This window comes from Myxococcus sp. AM010 (genome assembly GCF_013372585.1).
GTDB lineage: Bacteria > Myxococcota > Myxococcia > Myxococcales > Myxococcaceae > Myxococcus > Myxococcus vastator.
The window spans coordinates 1-1109 of sequence record NZ_JABXEO010000210.1 but is presented as its reverse complement, the minus strand read 5'-3'; the positions used below and the strand labels follow the sequence as shown (position 1 = coordinate 1109).

General features: G+C 66.9%; 1 protein-coding gene. It reads left to right on the top strand.

What is annotated here, in order from left to right; genetic code table 11:
- Positions 1–96: 96 nt before the first annotated feature.
- Positions 97–1109, top strand: a 1013-nt coding sequence (locus HV826_RS36345; protein WP_176421570.1) for an IS630 family transposase, incomplete at its 3' end; no start/stop codon positions are given.

The window sequence follows — 1109 nt, the reverse complement described above, 5'->3', positions numbered from 1 at the left end:
CTAAACCGAGGTTCGTGATTCTCGATCAGGTCGGAGAGCAGACGGGCGCGAAGCGAACGGGAAGAAAGAGCAGGGGCACCTCCCGTTCGGCTCTGTGTGCGCAGAAGACCTGAGAGCGAGAAGGCCCTGCCCCAGGGGCAAGGTAGGCCGTGGTTGAAGAGGAAGCAGCGTCAGGCGCTGCTTCGGTGGGGGGCCAGGAGTGGTTGCCCGCTGACCTACCGGAGGTGCCTGGCAGTGGCGAGCGCGGGGCGAGGGGCGTCGTGTCGCGCCACCGCGAAGGCGCTGGAGTGTGCCACCTCGACCGTGGTGGTTGCGGTGCGGCGCTACCAGGAGGGTGGGCGCCAAGCCCTTCGAGACAGAAGGGAGGGCAACGGACGCGCCAAGGTGGACGAGCGGTTTCGGGAGCGGCTCACCTGCGTGTTGGAGGGCACGCCCGAGGACTGGGGCTGGTGTCGTCCCACCTGGACACGCGAGTTGCTGTGCCAGGAAATGGCTCGCCGAGGACAGGTGCGCGTGTCCGTGGCGACCATGGGGCGCACGCTCGCCACGCTCGGCGCCCGGCTCAAGGCGGCCAAGCCCATCGTCGAGTGTCCCTGGCCCAGTTGGAAGCGACAGCGTCGGCTCCACGAGCTGAAGTGTCTCGAGGTGTATGGGCCTCCCAGCGAGCCCGTTCTGCATGTGGACGAGGTCGACATCCACCTCAACCCCAAGGTGGGGCGCGACTGGTGCCTGCCCGGGCAACGACGGGTGGTGGTGACGCCCGGTAACAACCAGAAGCGCTACCTGGCTGGAGCGCTCAATACGCGCACCGGGCAGCTGACGTGGGTGGAAGGCAGGTCCAAGGCAAGTGCCCTCTTCATCCAGTTGCTGTGGCGCCTGGCGAGTCAATACCGGCGCGCTCGCCGTATCCACCTCGTCCTCGACAACGCCTCGGTTCACTCCAGCAAGAAGACGCTCAAGGCGCTCGCGCATTTCGGCGGGCGACTCGTTCTCCATTTCCTCCCGCCGTACTGCCCCCAGGGCAATCGCATCGAGCGGGTGTGGCTCGACCTGCATGCCAACGTCACCCGCAATCACCGCTGCCGCACCATGGACCAGCTCATGGTCCG